We start from the raw sequence: 18,991 nt of genomic DNA on the forward strand, positions 1-18,991 counted from the left end.
CTACATATTGGGATAGTTCGGTCCTCCGCCGCCTTCGGGCACGACCCAGTTGATATTCTGGGTCGGGTCCTTGATGTCGCAGGTCTTGCAATGGACGCAATTCTGCGCGTTGATCTGGAAGCGGGGATTACCCTCATCCAGCCCCACCACTTCATAGACGCCCGCCGGGCAATAACGCTGCGCCGGTTCGTCATAGAGGGGCAGGTTGTAGCCGATCGGGATAGACGGGTCCTTCAGTTGCAGATGGACCGGCTGATCCTCCTCATGATTGGTGTTCGACAGGAACACGGAGGAGAGGCGATCGAAGCTGACCACGCCATCGGGCTTGGGATAGGCGATCTTCTCGCACGCGTCCTTGGGCCAGAGCTTGTCGCAGTCCCGCTTGTGCTTCATCGTGAAGGGCAGGCCGATCTTGAGCGTCCGCATCCACATGTCGATCCCGGCGAGCAGCGTGCCGATGGTGTTGCCGAATTTCGACAGCAGCGGTTCGGCATTCTTGACGAGTTGCAGTTCCTTCGCGACCCAGCTCGACCGCAGGCGGTCCTCATAATCGTGCAGCACGTCGCGGGCACGTTCGTTCTGGATCGCCTCGAACGCGGCTTCGGCGGCCAGCATGCCCGACTTCATCGCGGTGTGCGTGCCCTTGATGCGCGGCACGTTCACGAAGCCCGCCGAACAGCCGATCAGCGCGCCGCCGGGGAAGACAAGCTTCGGGATCGACTGCCAGCCGCCCTCGTTGATCGCGCGCGCGCCGTAGGACACGCGGCGGCCGCCTTCGAGGAACTTGCGGATGTCCGGATGCTGTTTCCAGCGCTGGAACTCCTCGAACGGATAAAGATAGGGGTTGCGATAGCCCAGGCCAACCACGAAGCCCAACGCCACCTGCCCATTGGCCTGGTGATAGAGGAAGCCGCCGCCATAGGCGTCCGTCAGCGGCCAGCCCTGGGTGTGGATCACCAGCCCCGGCTGATGCTTGGCGGGATCGATGTCCCACAATTCCTTCATGCCAAGGCCGTAGACCTGCGGCTCGCTGTCGGCATCCAGATCGAACTGGCGCTTCAATATCTTGGTCAGGTGGCCGCGCGCGCCTTCGGCGAAGAAGGTGTATTTGGCATGCAGTTCCAGTCCCGGCTGATAATCGGGCTTGCGATTGCCCTCGCGGTCGATGCCCATGTCGCCGGTGGCGACGCCCTTCACGCTGCCATCCTCATGATAGAGGATTTCAGCCGCCGCGAAGCCGGGGAAGATTTCCACGCCCAGCCCTTCGGCCTGCTCCGCCAGCCAGCGGCAAAGATTGCCCAGCGATCCGGTATAGGTGCCCTTGTTGTGCATCCAGCCGGGCGTCACGATGTGCGGCATCGCCATCTTGCCGCCCGTGGTCAGGAACCAGTGCCGGTTGTCCGTCACCGGCACTTCGGCCAGCGAACAGCCCTGTTCCCGCCATTGGGGCAACAGTTCATCCAGCGCCCTGGGATCGATCACCGCCCCGGACAGGATATGGGCGCCGATCTCCGACCCCTTTTCCAGCACGCATACCGCCAGTTCCTGTCCTGCGTCGTTCGCCAGTTGCTTCAGGCGGATCGCCGCCGACAGTCCCGCCGGCCCCCCGCCGACGATGACGATGTCGTAGGGCATCGATTCCCGTTCGCTCATATTCCCTCCATCGGGCATACCGGCTGGCTTCTCTCCCCCATCCGGTCGCCGCATTACTCCAACAATCTGACATCTAGCGCGATGAAGATTCTTGACCACGGCGTCAACCTCTGGTCCTGAATGAGCCATGCGGGGTGCATTGCAGATTGATTGGACGGCGGCTGCCGACGCCTATCTGGCGTGGTGGGCGCAGGCCGGAGCGGACGGCGCGGTGAGCGAGCGTCCCGTGAACTGGCTGCGCCCGGTTCCCGCCCCCGGCGCGAAACCCGCCGCTGCCATCCCGGCGCCGGCCATGCCTTCCACCCTCGCGGCTTTCCATGACTGGCTGGCCGGCGACGCGACGCAGCCGGAACGCCGCTGGCCCGCTTCGCCGATCCTGCCCGCGGGACCGCAGGCCGCGCCGGTCATGATCGTCACCGACATGCCCGATCCGGCGGACGTGAGCGCGAACGGCCTGTTTGCCGACCGCACCGGCGCCCTGCTGGACGCCATGTTGCGCGCCATCGGCATGAGCCGCGCGGATGTCTACATCGCCTCCCTCTTCACCGCTCGTCCGCCCGGCGGCATGGTGGAGGCCAGCGACATCGATTTCGCCGCGCGCCGGATGCGCGCCCATGTCGCGCTGGCGGCGCCCAGGCGGCTGCTGCTGCTGGGAGACCGGACCAGCCGTGCCCTTTTGCCGCCGGGCGCCTCCGAGGAGGCCGATGGTTTACGATTTTTTAACCATGATGGCGGCACCCTGCCCGTCATTGCCACATTTCATCCGCGCCTCCTGCTCACCCAACCGGCGGCGAAGGCGGAATGCTGGCGTGTCCTGCAAAGCCTGATCGAGGAAAGCCGTTCGTGATTCGCGCCGCAACCCGCCTCTCCCGCCTCGCCTGCCTGATGATCGGCGCGGCGGCCGTCATTCCCGCAAAGGCCGAAACGACGACATCGATGGCAACCCTGCCGGTGAAGGCGAGCGCTTCGGACTCCGGCCCGCTGCGCCTCAGCGACGGGGACAGGGCGCGTTATGCCGCCATCTTCGCGTCGCTTCAGGACCAGAAATGGGCCGACGCCAAGGCCATGATCCTGTCCCTCGATCAACAGGACCCCATGCGGGCCGTGGCGCTGGCCGAACTCTATACGGCGAAGGATTCGCCGCGCGTCGAACTGTTCGACCTGCTCGACCTGCTCAACAAGGCGTCGTGGCTGCCGCGCGCGGATCAGCTTTCCCGCATGGCCCAGAAGCGCGGCGCGACCATTCTCCCCGATCTTCCGCAGGTGCAGAAACTGGTCTGGCTCGGTTCCGCGCCGCGCCGCGAATATGTGCGCGCGACCAAGACGGACATGCTGGCGCAGAACCTTGCCAGCCGCATCCAGAATTTCGTCAAGAATGACGACCCTGCCGGGGCCGAGGCGCTGCTCGCCACCGGCGAAGCGGGCCTGACGCCGGAGGGGCTGACCGAAGTGCGCCAGCGGGTCGCCTGGTCCTATTATATCGAAAGCGACGATAACAACGCGCGGCGCATGGCCGCCAGGGCGCTCGAAGTGCGGTCGGGAGGCGATTGGGCGGTGCAGGCGCACTGGACGGCCGGCCTTGCCGCATGGCGCCAGAATGACTGCGTGGCCGCAGCCCCGGCTTTCGCCAATGTGGCGGCGCTGGCGGGGAATGCCGACATGCGATCGGCGGGCGCCTATTGGGCAGCCCGCGCCTATATGGTCTGCGGCCAGGCCGAAAAGGTCCAGAATCTGCTGCGGATAGCAGCGCGTTCCGAAGAAACCTTCTACGGCCTCCTTGCCCGCGAATCGCTGGGCCTGCCGCTCGGCGGCGCGGCGGTGGGCGCGCGCTTCGGCGAAGCGGATTGGCAGCAGATCAAGGGCAATCCCAATGTCCGCGCGGCGATCGTCTTCGCCGCCATCGGCCAGTCGGGCAAAGCCGAAGAAGCCCTGCGCTATCAGGCGAAGCTGGGCGGCACCGCGCAATATGACGCGCTGCTGCGCCTCGCCAGCGCGCTCAACCTGCCCGCGACGCAATTGTGGCTGGCCCATAACGGCCCCGCCGGAAAGCAGCCGGAAAGTTTCGCCCGCTTCCCCGCCCCCGACTGGAAGCCCGATGGCGGCTGGCGCGTCGACCCGTCACTGGTGTTCGCCCATACCCTTCAGGAATCCGGTTTCCGCGCCGATGCCGTCAGTTCGGCGGGCGCGCGCGGGCTGATGCAGGTGCGCCCCGGCACCGGCAGCGACATGGGGCTCGCCTCCGCCGCGCAGTTGTTCGTGCCGTCCACCAACATGGAATATGGCCAGCGCTATCTGGAAACCCTGCGCGACATGAGCGCGACCGGCGGGCTGCTGCCCAAGGTGATGGCCGCCTACAATGCCGGGCCGCTTCCCGTGCAGCGGTGGAACACGCAGGTGAAGGACAATGGCGATCCGCTGCTCTTCATGGAATCGCTGCCCTATTATGAAACCCGCGCCTATGTGAACATCGTCATGCGCAACTATTGGATGTACCAGATCCAGGCGCAGGGCAAGGCGGACGGCCTCACCGGCATGGCGCAGGGCCTGTGGCCGACCTTCCCCGGCGCCAAGGGCAGCCGTCTGGTCCGCCTGTCGCGCGCCGAAGGGAAAAGCGTGATGGCGGGCGGCAGCGACTGACATGCCCGTCGACGAAAGCCGGCCGTTCCTTCCGGTCCGCATCGCCGTGCTCACCGTTTCCGACAGCAGGACATTGGCGGAGGATCGCTCCGGCGACGCGCTGGTCGAGCGGATCGGGACGGCGGGCCACATCCTCGCCGACCGCCATGTCGAGCGGGACGAGCGTTCCGCCATCGTCGCGCGTCTTCATGCGTGGATCGACGATCCGCAGGTCGATTGCATCATCACCACCGGCGGCACCGGGGTGACCGGCCGGGACGTGACGCCCGAGGCCCTGGCGCAAGTGCAGGACAAGGAAATCCCCGGTTTCGGGGAGCTTTTCCGCTGGCTGAGCTATCAGAGCATCGGCACGTCGACCATCCAGTCGCGCGCCACCGCCTGCGTCGCGCGGGGCACCTATATCTTCGCGCTGCCCGGTTCCACCGGCGCGGTGAAGGACGCCTGGGACGGCATCCTCGTCAGCCAGTTGGACAGCCGTTTCCGCCCCTGCAATTTCGTCGAACTGATGCCGCGCCTCAACGAACGCTAGAGCATTCTGAAGTCGGCTGGAACAGCCGACGGCCCGCGGAATGCGGAAAACAAAAAGAAGCAGAGCGGGACACCGCGTCGCCTCACGCCTTGGGCGCGGGATTTTCCTTGAAGAACTTGCTGAGTTCACCCAGCATCAGCGCCCACCAGTCCACCACATCGGCGAAATTCTTCCGGTTGAGGCCGCCGATGGTCGCCACGTCATAGCTGACCACCAGCGACTTGTCGTCGGACACCGCCATCTGGCTGAACCGCTTGCTGCTGTTCCACTTGTTGGCGAGTTCGAACGTATTCGCCCCGTCATCCTCGAAGCTGATCTGGAACTGGATCGAGCCGCACTTCTTCCCGTCCTCGCATTCGTAGAAGAAGATCGAATAATTATATCCGCTGGCGGCGCTTTCGATCATCGGATTGCCGGTGGTGGTGCTTTTGGACAGGACCGCCTTGTAACCGGCGGCCTGCACGGCATCGGCCACCGATTGCGGATTGCTGGCGCACACCATGTTCTTGCCGCACGGCTCCTCATCCAGCGCGAAGGCGGGCGTGGCAAAGGCGGCAACCGCAAGGGTGAGACTGGTGAGAATAGCGCGCATGGAACGTCCTTGGCTGGTTTTTCCCGGCCAGTGACCCGATTGCTGCCCCCTTGTCAAATTGTTCACTATATGTTCTATTCACGCATGGCCAACGAAAAAGGCAGGGGCGCGACGCGGAACGAAACGAGCGGCCGTTTCCATCTTCCCGTGCGGGAGGCGGACGGCGACTGGCTCGACGCGCTGCCTGCCATCGACGGTCCCGCGCCGCGCCGCCGTACGAGCGTGACGGTCGAACAGGCCCGCCGCATCATCACCCGGAACAACTCGCCGGACATCGGCTTCAGCCAATCCATCAATGCCTATCGCGGCTGCGAGCATGGCTGCATCTACTGCTTCGCGCGGCCGACCCATGCCTATCACGACCTGTCGCCGGGGCTCGACTTCGAAACGCGCCTGTTCGCGAAACCCGACGCGGCGAAGCTGCTGCGCGCGGAGCTGTCGCGAAGCAATTATGCGGTCGCGCCCATCGCCATGGGCACCAACACCGATCCCTATCAGCCGATCGAAAAGGATTGGCGGATCACGCGCCAATGCCTTGAGGTCCTGGCCGAGTGTCGCCATCCCGTGTTCATCACCACCAAATCGAACCGCATCCTGAGGGACATCGACCTGCTGGCGGACATGGCGCGCGACCGGCTGGTGTCGGTGGCGATTTCCGTCACCTCGCTCGACCCGGCGGTGGCGCGCACGCTGGAGCCAAGGGCGCCCCATCCCCTGCGGCGCATCGAAGCGATCCGCCAGCTTGCGGAAGCCGGCATTCCCATCCTCGCCAGTCTTTCGCCCATCATCCCGGCGATCACCGATCATGAAATAGAGGCGATCGTCGAGCGCGTATCGCAGGCAGGCGCGCGCGAGGCGAGCTATATCCCCATCCGCCTGCCCCATGAAGTCGCGCCGTTGTTCCGCGCCTGGCTGGACGTGCATTATCCGGACAGGGCCGCAAAGGTCATGTCGATCATCCGCGACATGCGCGGCGGGCGGGACAATGATCCGAATTTCACGACGCGCATGAGGGGACAGGGCGTATGGGCCGACCTGATCCGCGCCCGCTTCGTCAAGGCGCGCAAGCGCGCGGGCTTCACGGGCGATCGCCTGATGGTCAGGACCGACCTCTTCCGTCCTCCCGAAGGGCCGCAGATGCGGCTTTTCCAGATCCTCGAGGAACAGGAGCGCTGACCCGGTCCGCCTGTCCTCTTCCGGCCATATCCTCAGGAAAAGGGGGCGCCTCGAACAGCTTCCCTTCCCTATCGGTCATACGCTCGATAATGGGGTGACCAGGGAGGACCTGTCCGAGCCGATTACCGATGCCACGCCCTGTTCGGGCTGGCCCGCCGGCATGAACGCGATCCAGATCGCCAAGAAACCATTTGAAGAATGCGGCCCATAGGGAATATCGCGTCCTGCTTGATTGAGGAAGGCCATTGATGACCGATCTTACGGATGATTTCAAACAGGCGATGCGTCGCCTCGCCACCACCATCGCCATCGTCACGGCCGGCAAGGGCGACGAATGCACCGGCATGGCCGCGACGGCCGTCATGTCCGTCACCGCCGATCCGCCGACGCTGATCGTCGCGGTCAACCGCAACGCCAGCATCGCGCCGCTCTTGGCCGACGAAGAGACTTTCTGCGTCAACCTGCTCGCTGCCCGGCATCAGGGGCTGGTCGGCGTCTTCAGCGGCCAGAAGAAGGGCCGCGAGCGTTTCGAAACCGGCGATTGGCGGCTTGATCCCCATGGCCCCCCGGTCCTGGGCGATGCGGTCGCCAGCATGATGTGCCGCAAGTCCGGCGCGTTCGAAGTGTCGACCCATATCCTCTATACCGGCGAGATCACCGGCATCGTGAACCATCCGGAAATCGATCCGCTGGTCTGGGTGGACGGCACCTTCGCTTCGGCCTCGCGGCTGAAAGGCTGAAAGGCTGAAAGGCTGAACCTCCATCCTTTTGCGGGAAGGAAGTCACCTTTATTCCCAGGCCCCTATCCTTGTCCCGCTGCCTCCGGCTAAGAGGGGCGATCATTCCAAGGCAGGAGAAACCAGTCCGTGTCCGAACATCTTGATGATGCCGCGCTTTCCCAGCTTTTCCTTTCGGCCCGCTCGCGCAACCAGTGGCGCAAGGAGACATTGCCCGACAGCACCTGGCACCGGATCTACGATCTGCTGAAAATGGGGCCGACATCGGCCAATGTGTCGCCCGCCCGCTTCGTCTTCTGCACCAGCGAGGAGGCCAAGGCCCGCGTCGCGAAACATATGTCCGACACCAACGCGGCCAAGAGCGTCGACGCGCCTGCCATCGTCATCATCGCGCAGGACCTGGATTTCGCGAAGAAGATTCCCGAGCTCTTCCCGCACAATCCGGGCGCGCAGCACTGGTTCGGCGAGGAAGCGGTGAAGCAGGAGACCGCCTTCCGCAACGCGACGCTCCAGGGCGCCTATCTGATGCTGGCGGCGCGTTCGCTGGGGCTGGATTGCGGCCCGATGTCGGGTTTCGACAATGCGGCGCTGGACGCGGATTTCTTCGCGGGGACGCAGGTCAGGTCCAACTTCCTTTGCACCCTAGGCCACGGCATCGACGAACCCTTCGACCGCCTGCCCCGCCTCAAGTTCGAGGACGCCTGCCAGATTTTGTGATAGGGTGGATGTTGCATGGGAAAACCCGGTTCCTGCGAGGGGGCCGGGCTTTTTTGACGGTTTTGGGTGGATTGGCGACGGTCCGCTTTCTTCATTCCGTTCGCCCTGAGCGAAGTCGAAGGGCACGGCCGACCGTAGGGAGGCTACTTCGCTCCGCTCAGTGAAGGGCCCTTCGACAAGCTCAGCCCGAACGGATGAAGGAGTATCTGAGAATGGCCGGAAACAGCCAATCCTCGACCCGCACTTCGCTCAAATCTCGACCTGGCTGCCCAGTTCGACCACGCGATTGGTCGGCAGGCGGAAGAATTCCATCGCGCTTTCCGCGTTCCGCAGCATCCAGGCGAAAATCTTCTCCCGCCACAGCGGCATCCCCGGCTTGGACGAAGGCAGCAGCGTCTGCCGCGCCAGGAAGAAGCTGGTGTCCATCATCCTGAACGTCTGGCCGCAGCCGGTGACGTTCTTGAGCGCGGCGGGAACGTCCGGCTCCTGCATGAACCCATATTGCAGCACCAGCCGGAAGAAACCGCGCCCCAGATCCTCCAGCTTGCACCGACCGTCATCCTCGACCACCGGCACGTCCTTGATCTTGACGGTCAGCAGGATGACCCGCTCATGCAGCACCTTGTTGTGCTTGAGGTTATGGAGCAGCGCGTGGGGCACGCCATCGGGGGTCGAGGTCATGAACACCGCGGTTCCCGGCACCCGCACGGCGCTGTTGGCCGCCGACGCCACGAACACCGGGATCGGCATGGCGGCTTCGCGCAGCCGGTCCTGCATCAGCTTGCGCCCGCGCGACCAGGTGGTGAGCAGCGTGAACACCACGAAGCCGATCAGCAGCGGGAACCAGCCGCCATCCGGCACCTTGGTCAGGTTCGCCGCGAGATAGGCCCCGTCGACGATGAAGAATACCGCCAGCAGCGGCGCGGCATAATACCAGCGCCAGCGCCACAGGCGATAGAGCACCACCGTCAGCAGCAGATTGTCGATGAACATCGCCCCCGTCACGGCGATGCCATAGGCCGCCGTCAGGTTGGAGGAGGTCTGGAACACCAGCACCAGCAGGATGACCATCGTCATCAGCCCCCAGTTGACGAGGGGGATGTAGATCTGCCCCGCCGTCGAAGCGCTGGTATGCGCGATCCGCAGGCGCGGCATGAAACCGAGCTGGATCGCCTGCTGCGTCACGGAGAAAGCGCCGGAAATCACCGCCTGGCTGGCGATGACCGCCGCCATGGTGGCAAGCACCACCAGCGGCAATTGTCCCCATTGCGGCGCCAGATGGTAGAAGGGACTGTGCAGCGCCGCCGCGCCCTCCCGGAACAGCAGCGCGCCCTGCCCCATATAGTTCAGCATCAGGGCGGGCAGGACGAAGGCCAGCCACGACACCCGGATCGGACTGCGCCCGAAATGCCCCATGTCGGCATAGAGCGCCTCCGCGCCGGTCACCGCCAGAACCACCGCGCCAAGCGCCAGGAAAGCGGGCAGCGGATCGGTCGCGAAGAACATGAACGCCCAATAGGGATTGAGCGCGAAGACGATTCCCGGCGTCTTCATGATGCTGATGACGCCCAATGCCGCGATCGTCACGAAATAGAGCAGCATGATCGGTCCGAACAGCGACGCGACCCGGCTGGTCCCCCATCCCTGAATCCAGAACAGCGCAAAGAGGATCACCACCGCCACGGGCAGGATCGCCGGGGCCAGGCCGGGATTGTAGACGGCAAGCCCTTCCACCGCCGACAGCACGGACACCGCCGGCGTGATCATCGAGTCGCCGTAGAAAAGCGATGTCGCGAACACGCCCAGCAGGATGATGCCGCCCGACCAGCGCGGCGTCTTCGTCTGGCCGTTGATGAGCGCCAGCAGGGCCAGGCTGCCGCCCTCGCCCTTATTGTCGGCCCGCATGATGATCGAGACATATTTGAGCGTCACGACCAGCATCATGGACCAGAACATCAGGCTGATGACGCCCAATATATGATCGGGGTCGAGATCGAGATGATGATGCCCCGCGAAGGTTTCGCGGAAGGCGTAGAGCGGGCTGGTGCCGATGTCGCCGAAGACGATGCCGATCGCGCCGACGACCAGCTTCGCGGTCGCCTTCTGCCGGACATGGCCGTGGCCATGTTCTTCTTCATCCGCTGCAATGGCCGTGCCGTTGCCCGTCTGTTCAGCCATGAAGGAAACGCCGAATGGTCATGCTTTTCGACACCTGTGCAAGGGGCGAAGCGCTTTCGCCCTGCAAACGGCTGTGGCCCCTATCATGCCTCTTTCACCCGTGCAATGCGCCTGCGCCTGACTGCTCCTATTCGGGACTCCTATTGGGGATTGGCGCCTTCCGATGCCAGCAGGGCGTCGATACGCGCGATATTGGCCTTGAGTTCCGCCTTGAGCTTGCTGCCTTCCGGCAAGGTCTGCTCCAGCGGCGCCCAAAGGTCGCGCGCGGGCTGCAACTGGCCGCTTCTCGCCAGGGCGAGCCCATAGAAGAAGCGCGGCGCGATGGCTTTTTCATCCACGGCCATGGCGCGGCGATAGGCGAACTGCGCGCCCGGCGACACCACGCCGTCGGCATGGTCGACCAGCGCATTGCCAAGGCCCAGCCAGAGATTGGGATCGTCCGGCGTCTGGCGCAGCCCGGACAGTAGCACGTTGGCCGCTTCCCTGGTCTTGCCCTGGCGGCCCAGCCCGTCGGACATCATCAGCCACTGCCCCGCCGGGCCATAGCGTTCGGCCAAAGCCCGCCGCTGCTCCGCCAGCCCCTCGTCGAAGGAGCCCGCTTGCGCCCCGGCGGCCTTGCGGGGGGCCCCGGCCAGGCCCGGATTGCCCTGCCATGCATAGCCCGCCAGCCCCAGGAGCAAGGCGGCCGCCGTGATTTCCCGCGCCATCCGGGGAATGGACACGGCATAGAACAGAACCGCCAGCACCAGCAGCGCGAGGCCCGCGGCGACCACCCATCCCGTCATGGCCGTTTCCTCCGCTTGATTCGCCCGCGCAGCAGCAGCAGCCCCAGCGCCAGCAACACCACCGGCGCGCCCCAGAGCGGCCACAGGATCGGCGCGGCGGTCGGTTCATAGCTCACCCAATCGCCATAACGCTCGATCAGCCAGGCGCGGATATGCTCCGGCTGCTCGCCCGCCATGATCCGCTGGCGAATCTCCGATCGCATGTCGCCCGCCATGCTGGCATGGCTGTCGGCGATGGACTGGCTCTGGCAGGTGAGGCAGCGGATCGTCTCCATCAGCACCCGCGCCTTCTTCTCCAGCGCCGGGTCGTCGATCTGCCGGTCGGCATAGGGCGCGGGCGGCAGCGCGGACTGGGCCAGCACCGGCGCGCCCGCCAGCATCAGCAGAAGGGCCAGCAGCGCCCTCATCGCGCGGCCCTCAGCCGGTCGAGGATCATCGGCACGTCGTCCGCCCGGATGTCGCCGATATGCTGATAGGCGATCTGCCCCTTGCCATCGATCACGAACGTCTCCGGCACGCCGGACGATCCCAGCGCGATCTGCACGGCGCTGCGGGCGTCGAGGCCGATGCGGGCATAGGGATTGCCGTAGCGGGCGAGGAAGCGGTCCACATCGGTCCGCGCATCGCGAATCGCGATGGCGTCGATCTCCACGCCCGCCTGTTTGAGCGCCATCAGCTGCGGCGCTTCCGCCGCGCAGGGCACGCACCAGCTGGCGAAGATGTTGAGCAGGCGCGGCCTGCCGGTCGCAAGCTGCGCGCTCGCCAGCGCGGGCCGGTCGCTCGCCGCCGCCGGAAGGGTGAAGGCGGGCAAGGGCTTGCCCACCAGCTTGGACGTGATGAGCCGGTCGTCGGGCTTGAGCAGCCCGCTCGCGAACAGGCCGAAAAAGCCGAGGAACAGGACCAGCGGCAGCCAGATCAGCGCTTTCCTCATGCCGCCGCCCTCGCCCGCCATTTCATCAGCCATCCGCGCCGCTCACGCCCTATCAGCGCCAGCACGCCGCCCAGCGCGATCATGAAGCCGCCCAGCCAGATGAAGGTCACGAACGGCTTCCACCAGACGCGGACCTGCCAGCGGCCATCCTCCGTTTCCTGCCCCAGCACGACATAAAGCTGCCCGTTCCAGCGGGTCAGCAGCGCCGCTTCGGTCGTGGTCGTCGGCGGGGAAGCGAAGAAACGCGATTGCGGATGGATGGCGATCGCCCTGCCGCCGCCCCGGCTCGCGCTCATGTCCGCCTGCAACGCCGTCCAGTTGTCGCCGGCCATCGGCATGATCTTGTCGAAGTGCAGCTTCCAGCCGGCCGTCTCGATGGTGTCGCCGGGCCGCGCGGCCACCAGCTTCTCCACGGTGAAGGCGGAATCGGACGCCATGCCGCCCAGACTGACCGCGCAGCCCAGATGCGCGATCACCATGCCCCAGGTGAAGAGCGGCGTGCGGCGCAGGTTTCGCTTCCACAGGGGCGCGAGGCTCCCCACGCCCACGCCCGTCGCGACCACAAGGCCGAGCAGGGGCAATAGGCCGATCCGCCCCCAGGCCAGCGCCACGACCAGCGCCAATGTCACGAGCGCGACGATCCCCGGCACCAGCAATCGCCCCGCCACGGCGCGGAAACGGTCCCGTCGCCAGCGCGTGAGCGGCCCGGCGGCCATCGCGATCAGCAGCAGCAGCGCGATCGGCCCCGCGATCCGGTCGAAATAGGGCGCGCCCACCGAAACCTTGTGCCCGAACGCCTCCGTCAGCAGCGGATAGAGCGTCCCGATCAGCACCAGCCCCAATATGACCGACAACAGCAGGTTGTTGACCACCAGCATCGTCTCGCGGCTCACCAGTTCGAAGGGCGCGCCTTCCCGCACGGCCCCGATCCGCCAGCCGAACAGCGCGAACGCGCCGCCGATATAGATCGCCAGCAGGGCCAGGATGAAGCTGCCCCGCTCCGGGTCGACAGCGAAGGCGTGCACGCTCGTCAAAATGCCCGACCGGACGAGGAAGGTGCCGACCATCGACATGGAAAAGGCGATCACGGCCAGCATCACCGTCCACGCGCGCAAGGCGTCCCGCGTCGCCAGCACCGTCACGCTATGCAGCAGCGCCGTCGCCGCCAGCCACGGCATCAGCGAGGCATTCTCCACCGGGTCCCAGAACCACCAGCCGCCCCAGCCCAGTTCATAATAGGCCCAATAGCTGCCCGCCGTGATCCCCAGCGTCAGCATCACCCACGCCGCCAGCACCCATGGCCGCATCGCCCGCGCGAAGGCCGCGTCCACCTGCCGCGTCAGCAATGCTCCCACGGCAAAGGAAAAGGCCACCGACAGCCCCACATAGCCCAGATACAGCGTCGGCGGGTGAAAGGCGAGGCCGGGGTCCTGCAACAGCGGATTGAGCCCCTGCCCGTCCGGCGGCGGCGGATCGATCCGGGCGAAGGGATTGGAAGAAAAAAGCAGGAACGCATAGAAACCCAGGCTGATCGCGGCCTGCGCGCCCAGCGTCGCCATATGGGCTTCACGCCGCAACGCCCGCTCGAACAGGGCGACCGCGCTTCCCGCGACGCCCATCACCGTCACCCAGAGCAGCATCGACCCTTCGTGATTGCCCCACGTCCCGGCGAACTTGTAGAGCCACGGCTTCATCGAATGGCTGTTGGTGACGACCAGCATGACAGACATGTCCGACCGCAGGAACAGCAGGATCAGCAGCACGAAGGCCAGAGCCGTCAACGCGCCCTGCGACACCGCGACGGGCCGCACGGCGCCCAGCAACTCCCCCTTGCCCCCGGCCAGCCCCATCGCGACCAGCGCCAGTTGCAGCAGCGCGAGCGCCCCGGCCAGCCAGAGCGCCGCCAATCCGGCTTCCGCGATCATGGCCTGGCCTTCATCTCGTGGGTTTTCTCGTCATATTGAATCCCCTCCAGCTCGCGCGGCATATAGCGTTCGTCATGCTTGGCGAGCAGGTTGGTGGCGAGGAAGATGCCCTTCGCGTCGAAAGCGCCCTCCGCGACCACGCCCGATCCTTCGCGGAACAGGTCCGGCGCGATGCCGCTGAACCGGGCGGGCACGGTCGCCTTGCCGTCCGTCACGTCGAAATGGATCGTCACGCCGTCCGCCGCGCGCTTCAGGCTGCCGCCCACGACCATGCCGCCCAGACGGATCGCCTTGCCCGGTTCCACGTCCTTCGTCTTCACATCGTCCGGCGTGTAGAAATAGGCCGCCTCGTCCTTCAGCGCCGACGCCGCGAGCAGGCCCGCGCCGATCAGCGCCGCCAGCGCGGCCAGCGCCAGGATCAGCCGTTGATGCTTCGCCTTCATGGCCGCGTCCTGTCCTCCGCCTGTCCTTCAGCCGCCCGCATCGCGCGCCAGCTCTGGATGACGACCGCCGCCGTCGCGACAAAGGCAAGCGCATAGGCCGCCGCCACGAAAGCCCATTGATTCATCGCATTATCCCCGCGCCAGACGCTGCATCCGCGCCTCTATCCGGTTGCGCGCCAGCAGCGTCCGCATCCGCATCAGCACGATCGCGCCGAACAACAGGCTGAATCCCAGCACCGTCAGCCCCAGCGGCCAGAGCAGCGACCCGTCGATGCTCGAACCGCGCAGGGTGATGCTCGGCCCCTGGTGCAGGCTGTTCCACCACACGACCGAGCGGTTGATGATCGGGATGTTGATCGCGCCGACCAGACCGAAGATCGCCGTCACCGGGCTGACGCCGCCTTGCCCCTGCCGCGCGCTGGCGTTGGCGAGCGCGATATAGCCCAGATAGAGGAACAGCAGCACCAGCATGGAGGTCATCCGCCCGTCCCATTCCCACCAGGTTCCCCAGGTGGGTCGCCCCCATATGGAGCCGGTGGCAAGGCAGATCGCGGTGAACAGCGCCCCCGGCGCGGCGATGGCGCGGCCCGCGACGGCGGCCAGCGGATGCTTCCACACCAGTTGCATCAGGGCGGCGATGGCGATCCCGGTCCATCCCCCCATGCCCAGCCACGCGGCGGGCACATGGATATAGAGGATGCGGACCGTTTCCCCCTGCAAATAATCGGCGGGCGTCAGGAAAAGGCCGCAGGCGCATCCGGCCAGCGTCAGCAGCAGCCCCGGCCACAGCAGCCAGCCGGTGAGCGGCCGCGCGATCTTCAAAAACCGGGCAGGATTGGCGAAACGATGCATCGGGACGTCTCTTTAGACGCGCCCGCCGCGCAACGCCAGTAGGGGTTTTCCGACATGCCGGGCAGGGCCGGGAAAAGGGCCCAAGCTTTTTTATGTCAAACAGGCGACAAATGAGGTGCGAGCGACTATATGCGCGGCATCGGCGCCCTATCGGGGCGGACAGGATCGGCTATGGACCCGCTCACACCCATGTTGACTACACATCCGTTCGACGACGACAAGCTGCGCGAGGAATGCGGCATCTTCGGCGTTTCCAATGCTGAAACCGCATCGGCCATCGTGGCGCTCGGCCTTCACGCCCTGCAACATCGCGGGCAGGAGGCAGCGGGCATCACCAGCTGGGACGGCCATGGCTTCCACACGCATCGGGCCATGGGCCATGTCGCGGGCAATTTCGACCGCGACGAAGTGATTCGCGGCCTGCCGGGCCATTATGCCTGCGGCCATGTGCGCTATTCGACCACCGGCGAAACCTCGCTCCGCAACGTCCAGCCGCTTTATGCCGAACTCAATTCGGGCGGCTTCGCGATCGCCCATAACGGCAATATCTCCAACGCCATGAAGCTGCGCCGCGAACTCATCCGCCGCGGCTCCATCTTCCAGTCCACCTCCGACACCGAAGTCATCATCCATCTGGTCGCCACATCGACCTACCGGACGCTGCTCGACAAGTTCATCGACGCGCTGAAACAGGTGGAAGGCGCCTATTCCCTCATCGTCATGACGCCCGAAGGCATGATCGCCTGCCGCGATCCGCTGGGCATCCGGCCGCTGGTGATGGGGAAGCTGGGCGACGCCACCGTCTTCGCCTCCGAAACCGTGGCCTTCGACGTGGTGGGCGGCGACTATATCCGCTCCATCGATCCGGGCGAACTGGTCATCGTCACCCATGACGGCGAAGTGCGCAGCCACCGCCCCTTCGGCGACAACCATCCCCGTCCCTGCATTTTCGAGCATGTCTATTTCAGCCGCCCCGATTCGATCGTCGACGGCTCCAGCGTCTATTCGGTCCGCAAGGCGATCGGCGCGCAGCTCGCCATCGAAAATCCGGTGGACGCAGATCTGGTGATCCCCGTGCCCGACAGCGGCGTGCCCGCCGCCATCGGCTATGCCCAGCAATCGGGCATCCCCTTCGAACTGGGCATCATCCGCTCCCACTATATCGGCCGCACCTTCATCCAGCCTGGCGACAAGGTCCGCCATCTGGGCGTGAAGCTCAAGCACAACGCCAACCGGGCGCTGATCGACGGCAAGAAGATCGTCCTCATCGACGATTCCATCGTGCGCGGCACCACCAGCCTCAAGATCGTGCAGATGATGCGCGAAGCGGGCGCGGCGCAGGTGCATATGCGGATCGCCAGCCCGCCCACGCGACATAGCTGCTTCTATGGCGTCGACACGCCCGAACGCGCCAAGCTGCTGGCGCACCGGCTCGACATCAACGGGATGCAGGAATTCATCCACGCCGACAGCCTGTCCTTCGTGTCCATCGACGGCCTCTACAAGGCGCTGGGCGAAGCGAAGCGGGCCGACATCCGGCCGCAATATTGCGACGCCTGCTTCACCGGCGACTATCCCACCACGCTCACCGACCAGGATGACGCCGTGGTCCAGAACCAGTTCGAAATGCTGGCCGAACGCGTGGTCTGAGGTTCAGACCACGCCTGCCTCCGCTTCCCGCGCCCTGCAAATCGCCCCGCCCCGCGCGGGGACGAATGGAAATCCGATCATGACCGACACTCTTCCTCTTTCCGGCAAGCTCGCGCTCGTGACTGGCGCCAGCCGCGGCATCGGCGCCGCCACGGCCGAGGCGCTGGCGGCGGGGGGCGCGCATGTCATCCTGACCGCCCGCACCAGCGGCGCGCTGGAGGAAGTGGAAGAGCGCATCCACCAGGCCGGGGGCCATGCCACCATCGCCCCGCTCGACCTGATCGACGGGGAAAGCATCGGGCGGCTGGCGCAGGCCATCGGCGGACGCTGGCAGGCGCTCGACATCCTCGTGCTCAATGCCGCCACGCTGGGCTCGCTGGCCGCCGTCCCTGCGATCGACGCCAAGGAATTCGCGCGCCTGCTGACGCTCAACATCGCCGCGCCGCAAGCCCTGATCGCCGCCTTCGACGCCATGCTGCGCGCCAGCAAGGACGCCCGCGTGGTGGCGCTGACCTCATCGGTAGGGGCCGCGCCGCGCGCCTATTGGGGCGCTTATGGCGCGTCGAAGGCCGCGCTGGAAACGCTGGTCGGCGCCTATGGCGAGGAAGTGAAGAACGTCTCCGCCATCCGCACCCATATCGTCGATCCGGGCGCGACCCGCACCGCGATGCGCGCCCGCGCCTTTCCCGGCGAAGACCCCGCCACGCTCAAGGGACCGGAAGCGGTGGCCGACGCCATCGTGGACATGATCGCGGCGGACACGCCCACCGGCTACCGCACGCGGATCGGCTAATTCAGGCGGACTTCACCAGCGTCACCTGCGCCACGTCGATGGTGCCGCCCCGGAACCCGCCTTCGCAATACATGAGATAGTAGCGCCACAGGTCCACGAAACGCTGGTCGAAGCTGGCGGGCAGCCGCCCCGCATCGACCACCTGCTCGAACGTCTCGCGCCAGCGCCGCAGCGTTTCGGCATAATGCAGCCCGAAGCGGGAAACGTCCCGCCACTCCAGTCCCTGCCGTTCCGCAAGTGCCCGGAACCGGCTTTCCGACATCAGCATCCCGCCGGGGAAGACATAGGTCTGGATGAAATCCGCCCCCCGCGCATAGCTTTCGAAGATCGCGTCGTCGATCAGGATATACTGGATCGCCGCCCGCCCGCCCGGCTTCAGCAGCCGATGGATCGCCGCGATATAGTCGGGCCAGTAACGCTGCCCGACCGCCTCCACCATCTCCACGCTGGCGATGGCGTCATATTGACCCGCCGCATCGCGATAGTCGGTCAACAGGATGTTCGCGCCCGACCCCAGCCGGTCCCGCGCATAATCCGCCTGCTCGGTCGAGAGCGTCAGGCCGTCATAGCGCACGCCCCACCGCTCCATCGCCCGCTCGCCAAGCCCTCCCCAGCCGCAGCCGATCTCCAGCAGGGCGTCCCCCTGCCGCAAGTCCAGACGATCCAGGATCGCATCGACCTTGCGCCGCTGCGCATCCTCCAGCTCTTCCGAACGATCCTCAGGGTCCGCGAACAAGGCGCTGGAATAATGCATGTCGGCATCGAGCCACAGCGCGTAGAAGTCATTCCCCAGATCATAATGATAGGCGATGTTCCGGCGCGATCCGACGCGGCTGTTCCGCCGCGCCCAGTGCAGCGCCCGCCCGGCCCAGCGCATAGGCCCCCTCGGCCGCGCCACATTGCCGAGCGCCACGGCATTTTCCATGAACAGCGCGAAAAGCGGCACCGGATCGGGGCTGGTCCACTCTCCCGCCGCCCATGCGCGATACCATCCCGCCGAACCGCCCGTCGCCAGCCGCAGCAGCGCGCGCCAGTGCGCCACATGCACCTCGCACACCGGCCCCGGAGCACGACCGCCCAGGATTCGCCGCGTCCCGTCCGGCAGCGATGCTTCCAGCGCGCCCGCCTCCAGCCCCGCGTCGATCCGGTCGAGCAGCTTGTGGAAGCGCGGCCCCACCATCCGCGCCAGCAGGCTGGCCGGCCCATGGGCGGGAGGACGCCGGAGGCTCAACGCCGCCTTTTTCCGCCGGGGATCGATCGCATTCATGCCATTCGCCTCCGCCTCGGGCCGCTTCGCGCCGCAATGTCGCGCGAAATCCGATTCAATCCATGGACGCGCGCCCTTGCCATGCCTATTTCATGTCCCGATTGTAAACGATGTTCCCGCGCCATG

At 65.9% G+C, this 18,991-nt stretch carries 20 protein-coding genes; 8 read left to right on the forward strand and 12 right to left on the reverse strand.

Going from position 1 to position 18,991, the window contains the following annotated elements; translation table 11 throughout:
* The gene (locus SCLO_RS05395) at positions 1-1,653 is read right to left on the reverse strand and encodes an electron transfer flavoprotein-ubiquinone oxidoreductase (RefSeq protein ID WP_066517507.1); all 1,653 of its coding nucleotides are present in this window, start codon (positions 1,651-1,653) and stop codon (positions 1-3) included.
* Between the two features lie 127 nt (positions 1,654-1,780).
* Between SCLO_RS05395 and SCLO_RS05400 the strand changes: the two genes are divergently transcribed.
* Genes SCLO_RS05400 through moaB form a run of 3 tightly spaced genes read left to right on the forward strand, consistent with a single transcriptional unit; the run spans position 1,781 to position 4,819 of the window.
* Positions 1,781-2,500, forward strand: a complete 720-nt coding sequence (locus SCLO_RS05400) for a uracil-DNA glycosylase family protein (protein ID WP_066517506.1) — start codon at positions 1,781-1,783, stop codon at positions 2,498-2,500.
* Positions 2,497-4,290, forward strand: coding sequence for a lytic transglycosylase domain-containing protein (locus SCLO_RS05405; RefSeq protein WP_066517500.1), 1,794 nt, complete (start codon positions 2,497-2,499; stop codon positions 4,288-4,290). The genes SCLO_RS05400 and SCLO_RS05405 overlap by 4 nt, the downstream gene beginning before the upstream one ends.
* A 1-nt stretch (position 4,291) precedes the next feature.
* On the forward strand, positions 4,292-4,819 hold the full coding sequence (gene moaB, locus SCLO_RS05410) for a molybdenum cofactor biosynthesis protein B (protein ID WP_066517498.1): 528 nt from the start codon (positions 4,292-4,294) through the stop codon (positions 4,817-4,819).
* Between the two features lie 82 nt (positions 4,820-4,901).
* Here moaB and SCLO_RS05415 read toward each other — a convergent pair whose 3' ends face one another.
* A complete protein-coding gene (locus tag SCLO_RS05415; protein WP_066517496.1) occupies positions 4,902-5,411 on the reverse strand; it encodes a YbjN domain-containing protein in 510 nt (169 codons plus the stop codon).
* A gap of 84 nt (positions 5,412-5,495) precedes the next feature.
* Between SCLO_RS05415 and SCLO_RS05420 the strand changes: the two genes are divergently transcribed.
* Positions 5,496-6,587 (forward strand): PA0069 family radical SAM protein, encoded by a 1,092-nt coding sequence (locus SCLO_RS05420; RefSeq protein WP_066517544.1) that lies wholly within the window; start codon positions 5,496-5,498, stop codon positions 6,585-6,587.
* Between the two features lie 75 nt (positions 6,588-6,662).
* Here the strand turns inward: SCLO_RS05420 and SCLO_RS23260 are convergent, their stop codons facing one another.
* Positions 6,663-6,833, reverse strand: coding sequence for a hypothetical protein (locus SCLO_RS23260; RefSeq protein WP_157080312.1), 171 nt, complete (start codon positions 6,831-6,833; stop codon positions 6,663-6,665).
* 2 nt (positions 6,834-6,835) lie between these two features.
* On the opposite strand from SCLO_RS23260, the gene SCLO_RS05425 reads away from it, so the two are divergent.
* Both SCLO_RS05425 and SCLO_RS05430 read left to right on the forward strand, forming a co-directional pair.
* Positions 6,836-7,327, forward strand: coding sequence for a flavin reductase family protein (locus tag SCLO_RS05425; protein WP_066517495.1), 492 nt, complete (start codon positions 6,836-6,838; stop codon positions 7,325-7,327).
* A gap of 126 nt (positions 7,328-7,453) precedes the next feature.
* Entirely contained in the window at positions 7,454-8,041 is a 588-nt protein-coding gene (locus SCLO_RS05430) for a malonic semialdehyde reductase (protein WP_066517494.1), read from the forward strand.
* Positions 8,042-8,290: 249 nt separating this feature from the next.
* Here the strand turns inward: SCLO_RS05430 and SCLO_RS05435 are convergent, their stop codons facing one another.
* The 8 genes from SCLO_RS05435 to ccmC form a co-directional block, all read right to left on the reverse strand.
* Positions 8,291-10,219 (reverse strand): potassium transporter Kup, encoded by a 1,929-nt coding sequence (locus SCLO_RS05435; RefSeq protein ID WP_066517493.1) that lies wholly within the window; start codon positions 10,217-10,219, stop codon positions 8,291-8,293.
* 140 nt (positions 10,220-10,359) lie between these two features.
* Complete coding sequence (locus SCLO_RS05440; RefSeq protein WP_066517492.1) at positions 10,360-11,004, reverse strand: tetratricopeptide repeat protein; 645 nt, start codon at positions 11,002-11,004, stop codon at positions 10,360-10,362.
* Positions 11,001-11,411: a cytochrome c-type biogenesis protein gene (locus tag SCLO_RS05445; protein WP_066517490.1), complete on the reverse strand. Its 411-nt coding sequence runs from the start codon at positions 11,409-11,411 to the stop codon at positions 11,001-11,003. The genes SCLO_RS05440 and SCLO_RS05445 overlap by 4 nt, the downstream gene beginning before the upstream one ends.
* Positions 11,408-11,935 (reverse strand): DsbE family thiol:disulfide interchange protein, encoded by a 528-nt coding sequence (locus SCLO_RS05450; RefSeq protein ID WP_096362204.1) that lies wholly within the window; start codon positions 11,933-11,935, stop codon positions 11,408-11,410. Before SCLO_RS05450 ends, SCLO_RS05445 begins: the two co-directional genes overlap by 4 nt.
* Positions 11,932-13,860: a heme lyase CcmF/NrfE family subunit gene (locus tag SCLO_RS05455; RefSeq protein WP_066517486.1), complete on the reverse strand. Its 1,929-nt coding sequence runs from the start codon at positions 13,858-13,860 to the stop codon at positions 11,932-11,934. Before SCLO_RS05455 ends, SCLO_RS05450 begins: the two co-directional genes overlap by 4 nt.
* Positions 13,857-14,303 carry a cytochrome c maturation protein CcmE gene (ccmE, locus tag SCLO_RS05460; protein WP_066517484.1) on the reverse strand — a complete coding sequence of 149 codons (447 nt, stop codon included), beginning with the start codon at positions 14,301-14,303 and terminating at the stop codon, positions 13,857-13,859. The genes SCLO_RS05455 and ccmE overlap by 4 nt, the downstream gene beginning before the upstream one ends.
* Positions 14,300-14,428 (reverse strand): hypothetical protein, encoded by a 129-nt coding sequence (locus SCLO_RS24175; protein WP_255210239.1) that lies wholly within the window; start codon positions 14,426-14,428, stop codon positions 14,300-14,302. Before SCLO_RS24175 ends, ccmE begins: the two co-directional genes overlap by 4 nt.
* 4 nt (positions 14,429-14,432) lie before the next feature.
* Positions 14,433-15,155: a heme ABC transporter permease CcmC gene (gene ccmC / locus SCLO_RS05465; protein ID WP_066517479.1), complete on the reverse strand. Its 723-nt coding sequence runs from the start codon at positions 15,153-15,155 to the stop codon at positions 14,433-14,435.
* A 189-nt stretch (positions 15,156-15,344) separates the two neighbouring features.
* Here ccmC and purF point away from each other — a divergent pair, with 189 nt between their 5' ends.
* Both purF and SCLO_RS05475 read left to right on the forward strand, forming a co-directional pair.
* Positions 15,345-16,805, forward strand: coding sequence for an amidophosphoribosyltransferase (gene purF / locus SCLO_RS05470; RefSeq protein ID WP_231923355.1), 1,461 nt, complete (start codon positions 15,345-15,347; stop codon positions 16,803-16,805).
* Between the two features lie 79 nt (positions 16,806-16,884).
* Positions 16,885-17,598, forward strand: a complete 714-nt coding sequence (locus SCLO_RS05475) for an SDR family NAD(P)-dependent oxidoreductase (RefSeq protein WP_066517477.1) — start codon at positions 16,885-16,887, stop codon at positions 17,596-17,598.
* A 1-nt stretch (position 17,599) separates the two neighbouring features.
* Here the strand turns inward: SCLO_RS05475 and SCLO_RS05480 are convergent, their stop codons facing one another.
* Positions 17,600-18,865 carry an SAM-dependent methyltransferase gene (locus tag SCLO_RS05480; protein WP_066517474.1) on the reverse strand — a complete coding sequence of 422 codons (1,266 nt, stop codon included), beginning with the start codon at positions 18,863-18,865 and terminating at the stop codon, positions 17,600-17,602.
* Between the last annotated feature and the right edge of the window lie 126 nt (positions 18,866-18,991).

This window comes from Sphingobium cloacae, assembly GCF_002355855.1.
Classification (GTDB): Bacteria; Pseudomonadota; Alphaproteobacteria; order Sphingomonadales; family Sphingomonadaceae; genus Sphingobium; species Sphingobium cloacae.